A 15,534-nucleotide genomic window follows, 5' to 3' on the forward strand; every position below is an offset into this window, starting at 1 on the left:
GAGCAGAAGATGGGCGAAAAGATCCTTGTTCCGATCGACATGGCGGACCAGAAGACCGGCCTCAAGACGATCGCGGAGGGCGTCGTCCAGGCCAAGGTCCGCAAGGCCGAGTTGGTGGTCATGACCGTCGTGCCGGACATCCTGTCGGGGCTCGACTTTCGCTACGCGATCCGCGGCGAGATGGGCGGATCGGAGAACTACGACCTCAAGGCGATCGTCAAGGAGGCGCTCGACAGGCTGAACCAGATCGTCGCGGACCACACGCCGAGCGGCATGAAGGTCAGCACCATCGCCCGGCACGGCACCGCCTATGAGGAGATCCTCAAGGTCGCGAAGGATATCGGCGCGACGATGATCGTGCTCGGCGCGCACCGTCCCTCGCTGAAGGACTACCTGATCGGCCCGACCGCGGCGCGCGTCGTGCGCCATGCGGAATGCTCGGTCAACGTGATGCGCGACACCTGACCGCGGCGCAGACAGAAGCGGCTGCCGGCGCCACCGCGACGGGCGGCCAATCGCGCGCGCCCTGCCCCGTGCGGGCACACAGGGAGAAGCCCGATGGAACTCAACGCAGATTTCGGCCTCCGCGTCGCGGTCCATGCCAATCGGATGGACTGGACCCCCTCGCCGATGCCCGGCGTCGAGCGCAAGATGCTCGACCGGATCGGCGACGAGGTCGCGCGAGCGACCACGATTGTCCGCTTCGCTCCGGGCAGCCGGTTTTCGCCGCACACCCATGACGGCGGCGAGGAATTCCTCGTCCTCGACGGCGTATTCCAGGACGAGCAAGGCGACTTCCCGGCGGGCAGCTACGTCCGCAACCCGCCGACGTCGCGCCACACGCCCGGCTCCGCGCCGGGCTGCACCATATTCGTCAAGCTCTGGCAGTTCGCGCCCGACGACCGGCGGAAGGTCACGGTCGACACGCGCGCGCTGGATCTGCAGGCGCCTCCCGGCAGGCCGGGCGTGCGCAGCGCCATTCTGCACGAAGACGCCCGCGAATGCGTCCGGATCGAGCAATGGGCACCCGGCGCGGCGGTCGAGATGGCACCCGCCGGCGGCCTGGAGATCCTGTGCCTGGACGGTGGATTCCTGGAAGGCGGCGAAGGCTTCACACCGTGGTCGTGGCTGCGCCTGCCGATCGGGGCCGGGCTCTCCGCCGTCGCCGGGGCCGAGGGCTGCCGGGTCTGGGTGAAAGAGGGCCACCTGCGGTTCGCGGGCGCCGACCTGCCGCCGCAGCAGACCTGAGCGGACAGCCGCGCCCCGGTCGAAGGCCGATCTGAAATGGATTGGATCGGCCGCCGGAAGTCGCTTAGAAAAGCTTACGCGATTCCTTCCCGAAGGCACCGGCAAGGACCAGATGGACGATCGAGCATGAACGGCGACTTGATCAGCGTTGTCATTCCCGCGCACAACTCCGGCTGGTCCATCCGGGACACGATCCGCTCCGTCCGCGCCCAGCGCGGCTGCGACTACGAGGTGATCGTTGTCAATGACGGCTCGACCGACGACCTTGAGGCGATCATGGCCCCCATTCTCGCCTCCGACGCCCGCTTCCGCATGGTGACGCAGGAGAACCGCGGCCTCGCGGCGGCGCGCAATCGCGGGCTGGACGAGGCGAAGGGCAGATACGTCGCCTTTCTCGACGCCGATGACCTCTGGCACCCGGACTTCCTCGCGAGCCTGAAGGTGGCGCTGGACGATCATCCCGAGGCACCCTTCGCTTATGCCTACCTGCTTCGCGTCGACACCGCGAACCGCCTGATCCCGGCCCCGCCGTGGCGCCACGAGCCGCGCCACGACTTCGAGGGGCTCCTGACGCTGAACTCGGTCGGCTGCGGCAGCGCCTCGCTGTTTCGACGCGCCGCGGTTGTCGAGGCCGGCAGCTTCGACCCGTCCTTGCGCGTGCGCGGCGTCCAGGGCGCCGAGGACTGGAAGCTGGTCCTGCGCCTCGCCGCCCGGCAGGCGCCAATTCTCGTGCCGCGCTTCCTCGTCGGCTACCGGCTTGTCGAGCAGGGCATGTCCCAGCGCGAGCCGCGCCGGCAGCTCAACGCCGTCCGCGCGGTGATGGACGATATCCGGGCGGAGTTTCCCGACACGCCCCGTCGCTGCTTCGCCGACGCCCGCACGCTCCTGAACGGATGGCTGCTGACCGCCTTCGCGCGCAACCGGGATTACCGGACCATCGCCCGGCTGCTGGTGGAATCCTACCTGCTCAACCCCTTGTGGTTCCGCTCCCGCGAGTTGCGCATGGTGCACCGCCAGAAGATCGTCTCGCTGGTTCGGGACAGGGCCGGGCCGCGCACCGACCTTCGCGATCTGATCCAGAACGGCGAGCGGCCCTTCGCCTTCCTCTCCGAGCCCTGACCCTGTGCCCGCGCGTCACCCGCCTGCGACCTGCCAGCGCCGCGGCGGGTTGAGCATGCCGTTCGGACGGGCGTCGCCCGCGATGGTGAGCGGACAGGCGCTCCAGTGGCTCGATTGCGACGGGTCGCTGCCGCCGGGCCGCAGGCCGACGTTGACCGTGTAGTGCCCCGGCGTGAGATCGAGGCGCGCGATCTCGATCGACAGGTCTGCGTTGCCGGTGAGATCGGGCATATCGACGCCATCGGTTAGGCTGTCGGCCTCGAAGCAAACATGCCCCGAGGCATCGGCGATCGTGATGCCGACTTGCGGCCGGGAAATCGGCCGCAGCGCACGCAGCGCGACCCCGATCGTTAGGCCGGCACCCGGCGCGAGCGTCTCGATCCCCACCCCGGCAGGGTCGCGCAAGGTGACGCCCGCAACCTCGCCCCAGCCGTCCATGTTGGCCACGCCACTGCTTTCGCCCTCATAGGCGGAGACGACGCTGTCGGGCGCGCCGATCGCCCGGACCGCCCCGCGGTCGAGCCACAGAACCCGGTCGCAGACCCGCCGGACCTGTCCAAGGTCATGGCTGATGAGAACGATCGCACAGCCGTTTTCCTTGAATTCGGCGATGCGCCTCAGGCACTTCTTCTGGAACTCGAGGTCGCCGACCGCGAGCACCTCGTCGATCAGGAGGATCTTCGGCTCGACATGCACCGCGACCGAGAAGCCGAGCCGCACCTTCATCCCGCTGCTGTAGGTGCGGACGGGGTCGTCGATATGGTCCTGCATCTCCGCGAAAGCGATGATGCTGTCGGACCGCGCGCGGACCTCCTCCTTGAGAAGGCCCGAGAGCACGCCGTTGATCACGATATTCTCGCGCCCGGTCAGCTCCGGATGCATGCCGGTGTTGAGCGCCAAGAGGCCATTGACCGGCGCGGCGGCGATCACCCGCCCCCGGTCCGGCTGCATCACCCCGCCGAGCAGCCGCAGGAGCGTCGACTTGCCTGCGCCGTTGCGGCCGATGACGCCAAGCATCTCGCCCGGCGCCACCTCCAGGCTCACATCGTCGAGCGCGCGGATCATCTCGCCGCGCGGTCGCGTCCGCCAGCCACCCTCGACCCAGCGCCGGAAGGTACGCGGCGCTTCCGCACCCTGATGGCGGAAGCTCTTTTGCAGTCCTTCGGCGCGCAGCGCGGTCACGGGGTCAGATCTCCTCCAGGAATCGCAGGCTGGCGCCGCGGAAGAAGCGGTAGGTCAGCGCCAGCAGGACGAGCGAGGCCACGAGCAGGATGCCGATCGCGCGCCAGTCCGGCCATTCGCCGTAGATCAGGACGCTGCGGTGGGCCTCGATGATCTGAAGCATCGGGTTGAGCGAGAGGATCTGCCGCGCGCGCTCGGGCAACGCGTCGGAGGAATAGAAGATCGGCGTGGTGAAATACCCGAACTGCAAGAGGATCGGCACGATGTACTGCAGGTCGCGGAAGACCACGTTCAGCGCCGAGACGAAATAGGCCATGCTGAGGACGAACACGAACTGGCAAAGCGTCAGGAGCGGCAGCGCGACGAGCGCCGGCCCGAGGTTCGCGCCCTCGACCCACAGGATCACGACCAGCAGCGGAAGCGTGAGAAGCAGCGTCACGAAGTTCGACACCGTGGCGGCCAGCGGCAACGCGGCGACGGGAAAGCGCGGTTGGTTCACCAGGCCGGGATTGCCGACGATGGTCCCCACCGCCTCCATCGTCGTGGTCTGGAACCAGGTCCAGAGGATGAGCGCGATGAAGAGGTGCGAGGCGTAGTTGGGTATGTTCAGGGGCAGCATGACCTTGAAGAGGACATAGAAGGTCATGAGGAACAGCGCGGGGCTCACGACCGCCCAGAAAACGCCCATCGCCGTGCTCTGGTAGCGCGCCTTCTGGTCCCGCGCGACCAGCACGCCGATCACGTCGAGCATGTGCCGTATCGACCTGCGGTCCGGAACCCTCATGCCTCGCGCCCCTCCGCGAGCGGCGCGGCCGGGTCGTCCGTCGCCCCCTGCCGGCGCGCCGTGATCCGCGCCCGCCGGTATCGTCCCGGAGCCCGGAAGAGGCCCGACAGCTCGGCCAGCGTGAGGCGCCGGCAGCTCCCTTGCGGCCAGATCAGACGGCGGAGGAGCCAGCCCCAGATCCAGTCGCGCACGGCGAAGGCCAGAAGCGTCGCCCGGCCGACCGCGCGGCTCCGGCCCACGGCGAGAAGATAGGCCGCGAAGCCCGACCCGTTGTCGCGCATCTGGTCGCGCAGCGCGCCCATGCCGCTCCGGTGCTCGTGCCAGACGACAGCCGAGGGCGTGTAGGCGAGCGCGCCACCACGGCGCACGACCCGGTGGAACATCTCGAGATCGCCGCCGCCGCGGGTCGCCGTGCCGACATCCAGCGCCGGGTCGAAGCCGCCGATCCCGTTCAGCGCCGAGCGGCGGAACGCCATGTTGGCGCCGACGCCAAAGCGGTTGGCCCAGAGCATCGCGCGCGGGCTGAGGTCCGTCCAGCGCCAGGTCACCGGGTCAAATCCCTTGCCCATGCCACCATAGACATTCTCGAAATAACGCTCCGCCGCCGTCCCGAGCGACATCGGCAGGACCAGCCCCGTCACCGCCGCGACCTCCGGGTCGGCGTATGCGGCCGAAATGCCCGAAAGCCAATGCCGGTCCACCTCCGTATCATCGTCGGTGAAGGCTACGATGTCGGTCCGCGCCTCGGCAAGTCCGCGGTTGCGCGCCCAGTCGAGGCCCGGCCGGCCCTCGCGGACGTAGCGGACATCGGGCAGCGCCGCGACGAGCCGCGCCGTGGCCTCCGTGGCCGGCGCGTTGTCGACGACTATGACCTCGAAATCCGGATGGTCCAGCCCCGCGATCGCGGCGAGGCACCGTTGCAGCCGCTCAGTCCGGTCGCGCGTGCAGACCACCACCGTAAGCGGCACGGGATCGGACCCCGGCGCCGTGGCGGTCACCGCATCCGCCAAAAACCGCTCGCAGATCGCCGCATCGCGCACCACGCCGTCCCGCAGCGCGACCATGAGCGCCCCCGCCGGCGGCGGCTCATCGAGGGAAATCCAGCCGAGGGGCCGGGCACCGCGGCGCACCAGCACGCGCAGGGGATAACCGGCCCCGCCGCCTCGGGGCGTGAAGCGCCAGTCGGCGAGGTCAAGCTCCGCCAGCGCCGTCCCGGCATCCGCGTCACGCTCGGCCGGATCCCCCTGCGCCTCCAGCGGCTCATCCGGCAGGGGCGGCATCCGCTCCGCCGCCATGACACCGGGCGCCCAGTCGCGGATGCGCGCGTCCAGAGCGGCATCGAACTGCCGCAGACCCGGCACCACGAGGCCGGGTTGCGCGCCGACCCGCGCAACGGGCTTGCCCCCGAGCCGCAGCTCGAACGCGAGGGGGCCGCTCTCCACGAACTGCCGCCGCACGGCCTCGATGCCCCCGGAGAGCTCGATCCCGAGGACCGGCGGCACCTGCGCCCGCGCCGCCTCGGCCGCGCGCCCGGCGAGCGCATCAAGCTCGCGCTGCCCGCCAAGAGCCTCGGCCACGCTGCGATGATAGGCATGGGTCCGCACCATGCGGCTGCCCCGGTGCCAGGTGCGGCGAAGCCCGGCCGCCTCGAAGACCGGCAGGAGCGCGCCCAGCCCCGCCGCCGCGAGCCGCGCCGGCCCGGCCAGCCGGAACACCGACTGGCGCAAAAGCCATGCCCGGACGCCCGGCGCCGTCATCTCGGCGGCGAGCAGGAAGGGAAACAGCTCGGGATGCTTGCGCGCGATGGCAACATCGGCCCGCCCTTCCGCGCGGGCCCGGTCGAAACTCCGCCGCAGATCGCTCGTGTCGTGATGCAGGCCGTGCGCGTCGGCCGCGTATCGAATCCTCGCTCCCGCCGCGACCAGCCGGTAGCCGAGCTCGTAGTCCTCCCGGCAATCGAGGGTCGTATCGAAGCCGCCAAGGCGCTCGAACAGGGCACGGTCAATCGAGAGGTTGCCGCTCATGACGTCGGAATAGGCGAACCGGTGATCCGGCGCCGACAGCGCATGGAACCGGTCGGTCCACCACCGCCGCAGCGCCTCGGCGAAGAGCCCGTCCCCGGCGATGGCCGGGGCCGACTGCCCGACCACGACAACGGCCGGGTCATCGCCCGCCACCCGAAGATGCGCCGCGAGGAAACCGGCGCCGACGATGATGTCGTCGTCGAGAAAGACCAGACGCCCGGCCCGCGCGATCGCCGCGCCGGCATTGCGGGCGGCGCCCGCCGCGCGCCGCGCGGATTCGGCCTGGCGCAGATCGAACCGCCAGCCGCGCTCCGCGAGCGCGGCGGCGGTCCCGTCGGCGGCCGCGTCGAGCGCGACGATGACCTCGAACCGCGACGGTTCCAGGCTCTGGCGCTCCAGCGCCTCGAGCGTGCGCAGAAGCTGGCCGCGGCGCGCATGGGTCGGGATGACGACGCTGATCTCCGGCCACGGCTCAGTCAAGTGTCGCTCCGCCCGCTGCCTGCCGCCGCGCCCGGAGATAGGCGAAGGGGCCTTGCCAGCAGCCCCGCAGTTCCGCCCAGAGAAGGTCGCGCGGCCGGTCCTTCGAGGGGGCAAAGGTCGCGCGGACCAGTGCCGGCAGCTGTTCGTGGCGGAACCAGCCCAGCGCGCGGCGGAACACGCCCCAGTCGTGGTCGACGAGGAACGCGCGGGTCCATCCGGCATAGACCCCGACGCCGTAGCCCTGCATGGTCGCGACGAGCTCCTCCCAGCTCCGGCGATGGCGGTGCCAGTTGACCGCGCCCGGCTCGTAGACGATGTGGTGGCCGGCGCGCAGGATGCGGGTCATGTATTCGTGGTCGCCCCCCGACTTCGTCGGCGTTCCAGCATCCAGCGCCGGGTCGAACGGGCCGATCGAGTGCAGAAGGTCGCGGCGGATCGCCATGTTGGCACCCGCGCCGATGCCTCCGGTCGCGAGCGGATGGGTCGGCGGCGAGGAGAACGTCCTGCGAGCGAAGCCCCGCCGTGAAAACCCGGCGAGGGCTTCGAACACCTCCTGCGCCTCGGTCTCCAGTTCCAGCGGCATCGTCAGGCCGGTCACGCAGGCGACGCGCGGGTCCTCGAAGCCTCTGAGCAGCGCATCGAGCCAGCCCGCCTCGGCCACGGCATCGTCGTCGATGAAGGCAACGACCTCGCCGCGCGCCTCCGTCAGTGCCCGGTTGCGGGCGTTGTCGAGGCCCTTGACCGGTTCGAGCACATAGCGGACCGACGGGAAGCCGGCGACCAGCTGGCGGGTCGCCTCCGTGGACGGGCAGTTGTCGACGACGAGGATCTCCTGGCCGAGATCCGCGAATGACGTCAGAGCGGCGAGCGCGCGGCTCAGATCGTCCGGCCGATCCCGCGTGCAGATCGCGATGGTCGCCGAGCGGACCGACCCTTGTGGCGGCGAAAAATGGGAGCGGCGCGCCAGTTCCACGGCCAGCTCGCGGCGGATCGCCGGGCCGATCGCGCGGTGAACAGTGCCGCGCGCGACCGCCCCGTCGCGAACCGGCACCGTCACCATGCCAAGCGGCCGGGCACCGAGCCGGATCAGGAAGAGCGCCCGGTCGTAGCCGTCGAGACCGGTCCATTCCCCGCCCGCCTCGGCAATTCCGATATCGAGGATCCGGGTCGCCATCGGCCTATCGGCGCCGATCCGGCCGACAGGCGTCACGCGGATCGCGGCGACCCGCTGCCGGCGCCATTCCGTAATGTCCTGAACTCAATTCGCGCCGACCCTCAATCCAATGCACCACTCAAAACATTCCGGCGTTCACCGGCCACACCGGGCGGCACGTCGACCGGCACCGGCACCGCCGCGAGCGGCCGGCCGAGCGCGATCATGTCGTCCCGGAACCGCCGCAGGCCAGCGTCGAGCGTGATCCCGGCGCGCCAGCCCAGAACTTCCAGGGCGCGGGAGGGATCGCCGACGAAACCGCGCACGTCGTAGCTCCGCCTGTCCGCCACTTTCACGGTCGATGCGGAGCCTGCGGTGTCGACCGCGGTCTCGGCGAGGTCGAGCAGCGTCGTCGGCACCCCGCTCGCCAGATGCACGGTCGGCAGCGATGCGGCGCCATCCGAGAGCATCCGTGCCGCGGTCATCAGCCCCTTCACGCAATCCTCGACATGGACGAAGTCGAGCACCATGTCGGAGCCCGAAACCTGCAGCTCCTCGCCCGCGAGCGCGCGCCACAGGAACGATGGCACGGCACGGTCCGGATGGTCGTTCAAGCCACCGTAGACGTTGGAGAGCCGGAGGATCGCGCAGTGCAGCCCGGTGGCTCGGGCGGCCTCGACGAGAAGCTCGCCCTCGACCTTGCTGCGGCCGTAGTGATTGACCGGGCGGATCGCCGCGCCTTCCATCACCGGCAAGAACAAGGGATCGCCGTAAACCTCGCGCGAGCTGGCGAAGAGGAGCCAGGGCGCCTGGCGCTGCCGGGCCACGGCCGCCAGGAGGGAAGCTGTCCCGCCGACGTTGACTTCGTGGCAAAGACGCGGATGGGTTTCGCCCCACATGACGCGGGATATCGCCGCCAGATGGACAACCCCCTCGCAGCCGCGCATCGCGTGGTCGAGGGCACCGAGGTCGCGAATGTCGTCTCCGAGCAGGATGTCGTAATCGACGACATCATGCCCGCCCGCTCGAAGCGCGTCCGAAAACCAGCGCCCCACGAGACCCTCGCTGCCGGTCACAAGAAGCCGCATCGCCGCCCCTTTCCTTCGCCGGGGCAACCACACGCCCTCTCCGCACCAACTGACACGACATGGCCCAAACACGCGATCCGATCCGGGATCGCCGGGCGCTTCGGGGCAGTGGTCAACCGATCCTGCATTCGCGCCCGTCCCAGTCTGGCCGGAGGTCGCGACCCCTTAAGAATCGCGACGGATTGTGCGCCGATGGTACACGCATGGGCACGTTTCCGGAACAGGCGTCTTTCCCGTTTGCCATGTCGCGTCCGGAAACCGCTGTGCGCCCCCCGAGACCACTTGCCCGCCGCAAAACCTTTCCCCGATAATGGCATACGCATCTGACGGCAGTCGGTGCTACCCGTTCGAGGCAACCCGCAAGGCCGCACCGATGACCGCCGGGAACCGCAGGCACATGGTCCGAAGGAGCAAGGACAGGACCGCTCCGGCGTCGGAGACGACGCGCCGCGCGCTCTGGAGTCTCCTTGCCGCCGCGCTCTGCCTTTCGGTCTGGCTCGCCAACGGGCCGCCGCTTTTCTACTACGACACCATCGGCTTTCTCGAACAGGGCGAGAGCATCCTTTCGTCGCTCGGCCTGCCCGCGGACGCCCCGGCAACGGCCACACCGGCAGGCGCCGGAGCGGAGCCCGGCTCGGCCCCCGCACAGGACCGCGTCGTCAACGCCAGCCGCTCGGCGATCTACGCCCTCTTGCTCGCGGGCATGATCCGGGCGGCCGGCTCCGGCGGGATGATCCTGCTCAACCTCGGCCTGCTCTGGCTCGCGGTCCGGGTCGTCGTCCGGCAGCTCCGCCCGGTGGACGCTGTCGCGCCGCATCCCCCGAACCTGACCGCGGTCGCGCTCGCCGCGGCCTGCCTCGGATCGGCGCCGTTCTATGTCGCGTTCCTGATGCCGGACATCTTCGCGCCGGTCCTGATCCTGATGCTCGCGGCACTTTGCGCTTTCTGGCCACGGATGGACCGGATCGACCGACTGGCCGCGACCGCGCACGCGCTCGCGGCCATCCTCGTCCATCCGTCGCACCTCCTGATGGCCGCGGTGATCCTGCCCGTCGGACTCCTGCTTTCGCCCGCGACGGCGGGCCGCCGGTGGTGGACCGCCCTCGGCCTCATCGGGCTCCTCGTCGGGACCGGCGTTGCCGAGCGGCTGGTCTTCGGCTACGCGGTCGAGCGGTTCGAGAAGAAGACCGCCCACTACCTGCCCTTCGTTACCGCGCGGCTCATCGACGACGGCCCCGGACGCCGCTATCTCGCCGCGCACTGCCCGGACCCGGACCTAGCGACCTGCGCGCTCTTCGACGCGCTGCAGGCGGGCGCGGACCCGAAGCGGTTCGATGCCCCGAACATCATCTTCGCCCAGAGCCGGGAACTCGGCTCCCTGCGCCGCCTACCGGTCGAGACGCAGCAGGCGATATCGCACGAACAGTTGCGGTTCCTCGCGGATGTCGCGCGGAGCGCCCCCGCAGGCCTCGTCTTGGCGCTGCTGCGCAACGTGGCGACCCAGATCGGCTATTTCCGCATCGACATGACCATCCCCACCGAGGCGCTTCTGGCCATGCCCGACCCAAGCGGGCCATCCGCGGGTCTGGGCGCGGGCCGCCTGTCCGGCCCGGATCGCCAATGGCTCGCGCCCCTCGCGTGGCTCCACGGCACGGTCTACCTACTGTCCGCGCTCGCCCTTGCCGGCATGTGCCTCGACCGCCGCAGGCCGGCGGAACTTCGCACGATGACGGTTCTGGTTCTCTTCGGCATCGTCGTGAACGCCGCGGTCTGCGGCGGCCTGTCCGAGCCGGCGCACCGGTACGGCGCGCGGGTCATGTTCCTCCTGCCACTGACCCTTGCCCTGCTCCTCTCGATCCGCGCCGCCAAGCCCCGCACCATCGTCATCCGACGACGGAGCGGAACCGGGCGCGCGAGCCCGCACGACGGCGCTTGACGCCCGCTCGGCGACGCGCATAACGTGCCGATACGTCAGGGGAGTCCCGCCTAGGGGACTGAGAGGCTGACAGCATGGGCGACCATGCGGTGACGCGACCCTTTGAACCTGACCCAGTTGATGCTGGCGTAGGAAGACCGAAGGGTGCCATCCGGCCTCTTTGGGCCGTGTGGCCCGCCAACCGGGCCGAAGCGGTCCCTTTCTGCCTCATGTGTTGCTTGGGTCTCATCGAGTGCACTTGAGGAGACGCCATGACCACGCCCACCACTCCGCCCCGGATCACCACCGGCGCCCTGCCCGCTTCCTGCAAGATCCATGTCCCCGGCCAGATCCATGACATCCGCGTGCCGATGCGGCGGATCGCGGTCGGCGGCGGCGAGGCGTCGCTGACGGTCTACGACAGCTCCGGCCCCTACACCGATCCCGCCACCGCGACCGACATCGCGACGGGCCTGCCCGTCGTCCGCAACTGGCTCGCACCCCGCGACGACCTCGAAGCCTACGCGGGCCGCGAAGTCACCGCCGTCGACAACGGCTTTGCCGAGGGCGCGCGGCTGGTGCCGGCCTTCCCCTCCCGCCGCCAGCCGCTGCGCGGCAAGGACGGCCGCGCGGTCACGCAGATGGCGAGCGCCCGCGCCGGCGTGATCACCCCCGAGATGGAGTTCGTCGCAATCCGCGAGAACCTCGGCCGCATGGAGGCCTGGCACGCCGCCCGCGACGGGATGGATTTCGGCGCGTCGATCCCCGACCTCGTGACCCCCGACTTCGTCCGCCGCGAGATCGCCGCCGGCCGCGCGATCATCCCCGCGAACGTCAACCACCCCGAGCTCGAGCCGATGATCATCGGCCGCAACTTCCTCGTGAAGATCAACGCCAATATCGGCAACTCCGCCGTCACCTCCTCGATGGAGGAGGAGGTCGACAAGATGGTCTGGGCGATCCGCTGGGGCGCCGACACGGTCATGGACCTCTCGACGGGCCGCAACATCCACAACATCCGCGACTGGATCCTGCGCAACGCGCCGGTGCCGATCGGCACGGTGCCGCTCTACCAGGCGCTGGAGAAGGTCGGCGGCATCGCCGAGGACCTGAACTGGGAGGTGTTCCGCGACACGCTGATCGAACAGGCCGAGCAGGGCGTCGACTATTTCACGATCCATGCCGGGGTGCGGCTCCACATGATCCCGATGACCGCGAGCCGGGTGACCGGCATCGTCAGCCGCGGCGGCTCGATCATGGCCAAGTGGTGCCTGCACCATCATCGCGAGAGCTTCCTTTACGAGCATTTCGACGAGATCTGCGACATCGCGCGGGCCTATGACGTCAGCTTCAGCCTTGGCGACGGCCTGCGCCCCGGCTCGATCGCGGATGCCAACGACGCGGCACAGTTCGCCGAACTGGAAACGCTCGGGGAGCTGACGAAGATCGCCTGGGCCAATGACTGCCAGGTGATGATCGAGGGGCCGGGCCACGTGCCAATGCACAAGATCAAGGCCAACATGGACAAGCAGCTTCACCATTGCCACGAGGCGCCGTTCTACACGCTCGGGCCGCTCACGACCGACATCGCGCCGGGCTACGACCACATCACCAGCGCCATCGGCGCCGCGATGATCGGCTGGTTCGGCACCGCGATGCTGTGCTACGTCACTCCGAAGGAGCATCTCGGCCTGCCCGACCGCGACGACGTCAAGACCGGGGTGATCACCTACAAGCTCGCCGCCCATGCCGCCGACCTCGCCAAGGGCCATCCCGGCGCGCAGGCGCGCGACGACGCGCTTTCCCGCGCCCGGTTCGAGTTCCGCTGGGAGGACCAGTTCAACCTCTCGCTCGACCCCGACACCGCCCGCGCCTTCCATGACGAGACGATGCCGAAGGAGGCCCACAAGGTCGCGCATTTCTGCTCCATGTGCGGGCCGAAGTTCTGCTCGATGCGGATCAGCCACGACATCCGCGCCGAGGCCGAGAAGGCCGCCGGCATGGCGCGGATGGCCGAGAAGTTCCGCGAGGGCGGCGAACTGTACCTGGACGTCGCGGAATGATGTTCTCGGTCCTCGGGGCCGGCGTCGCGGGGCTTTGCGCCGCGACGATGCTGGCCGAACGCGGCGCGCGGGTCGAGGTGATCGACCCCGCGCCCGATCCGCAGGGCGCCTCCTGGTATGCCGGCGGCATGCTCGCGCCCTTCTGCGAGGGCGAGAGCGCGCCCCTTTGCGTCGTCGAAAACGGTCGCCGCGCGGTCGATTGGTGGGCGGCGCGCGTGCCGGGCGTCGTCCGGCGCGGCACGCTCGTCGTCGCCCCGCCGCGCGACCGGGCCGAACTCCACCGCTTCGCCCGCGCCACAAGGGGCCACGCGCCCGCCGATCCCGGCAGCCTCGAGCCCGACCTCGCCGGGCGTTTCGCCGAAGGGTTCCACTATGCCGACGAGGCGCATATGGACCCGCGCGCGGCTCTGGCCGCGCTCAGGGCGCGGCTCGCCGCGATGGGCGTCGCGCTGCGCCTCGGCACTGATGCGGAACCGCGGGGTCAGGTGATCGACTGCCGCGGCCTCGCGGCGCGCGACGCCCTGCCCGAACTGCGCGCGGTCCGGGGCGAGATGCTTCTCGTGGAGGCGCCCGAGGTGACGCTCACCCGCACCGTCCGGCTCCTCCATCCGCGCTTTCCCTGCTACGTCGTCCCGCGCGCGGGCGGCCGCTTCCTCATCGGCGCCACGATGGTCGAGAGCGACGATCCCGGCCCGATCTCCGCGCGCGCCACGATGGAGCTCTTGTCGGCCGCCTACGCGCTCCATCCCGCCTTCGCCGAGGCCCGCGTGATCGAGACCGGCGCCGGCCTGCGCCCGGCCTATCCCGACAACATCCCCCGGATCGTCGAGCGCAACGGCCGGATCCACCTCAACGGCCTTTACCGCCACGGCTTCCTCCTCGCCCCCGCGCTGGCCGAGGACCTGGCCGCCACGCTTTACCAGGAGACCCGCCATGCGTCTTGAACTGAACGGCGAGCCCGTCGAGGTCCGCGCGACGACGCTGGCCGAGCTCGTCGAGGAGCAGGGCTACCCGCCTCGCGCCGTCGCCACCGCGCTCGACGGCGTCTTCGTGCCGGTCCCCTGCCGCGCCGCGACCACGCTCACCGACGGTGTGAAGGTCGAAGTGTTGTCGCCGATGCAGGGAGGCTGAGATGGTCTACGGCACCGCGCTTTCCTCGCGCCTGATGCTCGGCACGGCGCAATACCCCTCGCCCGCGGTCCTCGCCGAGGCCATATCCGCCGCCGGGGCCGAGGTCATCACCGTCTCGCTCCGCCGCGAGGGACCGGGCGGCGGCGCCTTCCGTGACCTGATCCGCGCCTCGGGCTGCCGGATCCTGCCCAACACCGCCGGCTGCCACAGCGTGAAGGAGGCGGTGACCACCGCCCACATGGCGCGCGAGCTTTTCGGCACCAACTGGATCAAGCTCGAGGTGATCGGCCATGCCGACACCTTGCAACCCGATGTCTTCGGCCTCGTCGAGGCGGCGCGGATCCTCGCCGCCGACGGTTTCGCGGTCTTTCCCTACACGACCGAGGACTTGATCGCCGGCGAACGCCTGCTCGCGGCGGGCTGCGAGGTGCTGATGCCCTGGGGCGCGCCGATCGGCTCCGGCCAGGGCCTGCGCAACCGCGAGGGGCTCCGGGCGATGCGGGCGGCGTTTCCGGGCGTGCCGCTGGTGATCGACGCCGGGCTCGGCGCGCCGAGCCAGGCGGCCGAGGCGATGGAGATGGGCTATGACGCGGTGCTCCTCAACACCGCCGTCGCCAAGGCCGCCGATCCGGTCGCGATGGCCCGCGCCTTCGCGCTCGCCGTCGAGGCGGGCCGCGCCGCGCATCTCGCGGGCCTGATGCCGCCGCGCGACATGGCGCGGCCCTCGACCCCGGTCTTCGGCATGGCGGAGCTCGCGTGATGGACCGCTTCTACCTGATCGTTCCGGACGCCGAGACGCTGACGCGGCTCGTCCCGCTCGGCGTCCGGCTGGTGCAACTACGCCTCAAGGACATACCCGACCGCGCTGCCCAGATCGCGCGGGCCATCGCCCTCTGCCAAAGCCACGGCACGGAACTGGTGATCAACGATCACTGGCCGGAGGCGATCGACCTCGGCGCCGGCTTCGTCCATCTCGGGCAGGAGGATCTCGACACCGCCGACCTCCCCGCGATCCGCCGCGCCGGGCTCCGGCTCGGGATCTCGACCCATGACGAGGCCGAGCTTGAGCGCGCGCTGTCCTGCGATCCCGCCTATGTGGCCCTCGGTCCCGTCTACCAGACGCTCCTCAAGAAGATGCCCTGGGCGCCGCAGGGGCTCGACCGGGTGCGAGAGTGGAAGCGCCGGATCGGCGCGCTGCCGCTCGTCGCCATCGGCGGCCTCACGCCCGAACGCCTGCCCGGCGTCTTCGCCGCCGGCGCCGACAGCGCGGCGGTCGTGACCGACATCCTCCGCGCGCCGGACCCCGAGGCGCGGACACGCCACTGGATCGAGGCCACGCGGTGACCG

General features: G+C 70.3%; 14 protein-coding genes and 1 riboswitch. Of the genes, 9 read left to right on the top strand and 5 right to left on the bottom strand.

All coding sequences use genetic code 11. From position 1 onward, the window contains the following. Positions 1-9 precede the first annotated feature (9 nt). The 3 genes from OEZ60_RS05805 to OEZ60_RS05815 all read left to right on the top strand — a co-directional run bounded on the left by OEZ60_RS05805 (position 10) and on the right by OEZ60_RS05815 (position 2,367). Positions 10-465, top strand: a complete 456-nt coding sequence (locus OEZ60_RS05805; protein ID WP_263334108.1) for a universal stress protein — start codon at positions 10-12, stop codon at positions 463-465. 93 nt (positions 466-558) lie between these two features. Continuing rightward, positions 559-1,248 carry a cupin domain-containing protein gene (locus tag OEZ60_RS05810; RefSeq protein ID WP_263334109.1) on the top strand — a complete coding sequence of 230 codons (690 nt, stop codon included), beginning with the start codon at positions 559-561 and terminating at the stop codon, positions 1,246-1,248. A gap of 126 nt (positions 1,249-1,374) precedes the next feature. Continuing rightward, entirely contained in the window at positions 1,375-2,367 is a 993-nt protein-coding gene (locus OEZ60_RS05815; RefSeq protein ID WP_263334111.1) for a glycosyltransferase family 2 protein, read from the top strand. 15 nt (positions 2,368-2,382) lie between these two features. Here the strand turns inward: OEZ60_RS05815 and OEZ60_RS05820 are convergent, their stop codons facing one another. From OEZ60_RS05820 to OEZ60_RS05840, 5 genes are all read right to left on the bottom strand, one after another. After that, positions 2,383-3,549, bottom strand: coding sequence for an ABC transporter ATP-binding protein (locus OEZ60_RS05820; RefSeq protein WP_263334113.1), 1,167 nt, complete (start codon positions 3,547-3,549; stop codon positions 2,383-2,385). Positions 3,550-3,553: 4 nt separating this feature from the next. Continuing rightward, positions 3,554-4,333 carry an ABC transporter permease gene (locus OEZ60_RS05825; RefSeq protein ID WP_263334114.1) on the bottom strand — a complete coding sequence of 260 codons (780 nt, stop codon included), beginning with the start codon at positions 4,331-4,333 and terminating at the stop codon, positions 3,554-3,556. Further along, on the bottom strand, positions 4,330-6,837 hold the full coding sequence (locus OEZ60_RS05830) for a glycosyltransferase (RefSeq protein ID WP_263334116.1): 2,508 nt from the start codon (positions 6,835-6,837) through the stop codon (positions 4,330-4,332). The genes OEZ60_RS05825 and OEZ60_RS05830 overlap by 4 nt, the downstream gene beginning before the upstream one ends. After that, complete coding sequence (locus tag OEZ60_RS05835; RefSeq protein ID WP_263334117.1) at positions 6,830-8,011, bottom strand: glycosyltransferase family 2 protein; 1,182 nt, start codon at positions 8,009-8,011, stop codon at positions 6,830-6,832. Before OEZ60_RS05835 ends, OEZ60_RS05830 begins: the two co-directional genes overlap by 8 nt. A 101-nt stretch (positions 8,012-8,112) precedes the next feature. Further along, positions 8,113-9,078: an NAD-dependent epimerase/dehydratase family protein gene (locus tag OEZ60_RS05840; protein ID WP_263334119.1), complete on the bottom strand. Its 966-nt coding sequence runs from the start codon at positions 9,076-9,078 to the stop codon at positions 8,113-8,115. A 310-nt stretch (positions 9,079-9,388) separates the two neighbouring features. Here OEZ60_RS05840 and OEZ60_RS05845 point away from each other — a divergent pair, with 310 nt between their 5' ends. From OEZ60_RS05845 to OEZ60_RS05870, 6 genes are all read left to right on the top strand, one after another. Beyond that, positions 9,389-11,014, top strand: a complete 1,626-nt coding sequence (locus tag OEZ60_RS05845) for a hypothetical protein (protein ID WP_263334121.1) — start codon at positions 9,389-9,391, stop codon at positions 11,012-11,014. 27 nt (positions 11,015-11,041) lie between these two features. Next, a riboswitch (TPP riboswitch) is annotated at positions 11,042-11,166 on the top strand. A 99-nt stretch (positions 11,167-11,265) separates the two neighbouring features. After that, positions 11,266-13,056, top strand: coding sequence for a phosphomethylpyrimidine synthase ThiC (gene thiC / locus OEZ60_RS05850; protein ID WP_263334123.1), 1,791 nt, complete (start codon positions 11,266-11,268; stop codon positions 13,054-13,056). Next, complete coding sequence (locus tag OEZ60_RS05855) at positions 13,056-14,000, top strand: FAD-dependent oxidoreductase (protein ID WP_263334216.1); 945 nt, start codon at positions 13,056-13,058, stop codon at positions 13,998-14,000. The genes thiC and OEZ60_RS05855 overlap by 1 nt, the downstream gene beginning before the upstream one ends. Then, positions 13,990-14,187, top strand: coding sequence for a sulfur carrier protein ThiS (gene thiS / locus OEZ60_RS05860; RefSeq protein ID WP_263334125.1), 198 nt, complete (start codon positions 13,990-13,992; stop codon positions 14,185-14,187). Before OEZ60_RS05855 ends, thiS begins: the two co-directional genes overlap by 11 nt. 1 nt (position 14,188) lies before the next feature. Then, positions 14,189-14,947: a thiazole synthase gene (locus OEZ60_RS05865; protein WP_263334126.1), complete on the top strand. Its 759-nt coding sequence runs from the start codon at positions 14,189-14,191 to the stop codon at positions 14,945-14,947. Continuing rightward, entirely contained in the window at positions 14,947-15,531 is a 585-nt protein-coding gene (locus OEZ60_RS05870) for a thiamine phosphate synthase (RefSeq protein ID WP_263334128.1), read from the top strand. Before OEZ60_RS05865 ends, OEZ60_RS05870 begins: the two co-directional genes overlap by 1 nt. Positions 15,532-15,534: the final 3 nt, after the last annotated feature.

The sequence above is a fragment of the Albidovulum salinarum genome (genome assembly GCF_025673475.1).
GTDB lineage: Bacteria > Pseudomonadota > Alphaproteobacteria > Rhodobacterales > Rhodobacteraceae > Albidovulum > Albidovulum salinarum.

Coding starts and splice junctions, on each gene's coding strand:
- OEZ60_RS05845 (WP_263334121.1), top strand. CDS start 9,389: ATGGCATACGCATCTGACGGCAGTCGGTGCTACCCGTTCGAGGCAACC.
- OEZ60_RS05870 (WP_263334128.1), top strand. CDS start 14,947: ATGGACCGCTTCTACCTGATCGTTCCGGACGCCGAGACGCTGACGCGG.
- OEZ60_RS05805 (WP_263334108.1), top strand. CDS start 10: ATGGGCGAAAAGATCCTTGTTCCGATCGACATGGCGGACCAGAAGACC.
- OEZ60_RS05840 (WP_263334119.1), bottom strand. CDS start 9,078: ATGCGGCTTCTTGTGACCGGCAGCGAGGGTCTCGTGGGGCGCTGGTTT.
- OEZ60_RS05865 (WP_263334126.1), top strand. CDS start 14,189: ATGGTCTACGGCACCGCGCTTTCCTCGCGCCTGATGCTCGGCACGGCG.
- OEZ60_RS05835 (WP_263334117.1), bottom strand. CDS start 8,011: ATGGCGACCCGGATCCTCGATATCGGAATTGCCGAGGCGGGCGGGGAA.
- OEZ60_RS05815 (WP_263334111.1), top strand. CDS start 1,375: ATGAACGGCGACTTGATCAGCGTTGTCATTCCCGCGCACAACTCCGGC.
- thiC (WP_263334123.1), top strand. CDS start 11,266: ATGACCACGCCCACCACTCCGCCCCGGATCACCACCGGCGCCCTGCCC.
- OEZ60_RS05855 (WP_263334216.1), top strand. CDS start 13,056: ATGTTCTCGGTCCTCGGGGCCGGCGTCGCGGGGCTTTGCGCCGCGACG.
- thiS (WP_263334125.1), top strand. CDS start 13,990: ATGCGTCTTGAACTGAACGGCGAGCCCGTCGAGGTCCGCGCGACGACG.
- OEZ60_RS05825 (WP_263334114.1), bottom strand. CDS start 4,333: ATGAGGGTTCCGGACCGCAGGTCGATACGGCACATGCTCGACGTGATC.
- OEZ60_RS05810 (WP_263334109.1), top strand. CDS start 559: ATGGAACTCAACGCAGATTTCGGCCTCCGCGTCGCGGTCCATGCCAAT.